Source organism: Streptomyces torulosus (assembly GCF_001419765.1).
Lineage (GTDB): Bacteria > Actinomycetota > Actinomycetes > Streptomycetales > Streptomycetaceae > Streptomyces > Streptomyces torulosus.
The window spans coordinates 1-242 of record NZ_LIRK01000541.1 but is presented as its reverse complement, the minus strand read 5'-3'; the positions used below and the strand labels follow the sequence as shown (position 1 = coordinate 242).

General features: G+C 69.4%; 1 pseudogene. It reads left to right on the top strand.

Annotated features, from left to right (window positions below):
• A pseudogene (locus AOK23_RS50615) lies at nt 1–242 on the top strand (ABC transporter ATP-binding protein); the annotation flags it as partial.

Below are 242 nucleotides of genomic sequence, written 5' to 3'. Positions count from 1 at the left end.
GGAGCACTGCTGGATGTGAAGGGCACGATCGTCCTCGAACAGCTGGCCTGGCTGGTGCCCTCGCGGTGGGCGTTCGCCGCCATGGCCGGCACCATCGACCTCGAACGGATCGTCCCCGACAAGTCCGACCCGCTGTTCGAGCACTCCGCCGGTGTGTGGCTGCTCGACCTGGGGATGCTCGTCGTGCTGTCCCTGGTCTGCGGCTACCTCGTCGCCCGTCTGCTGCGCCGCCGCGAACCCGC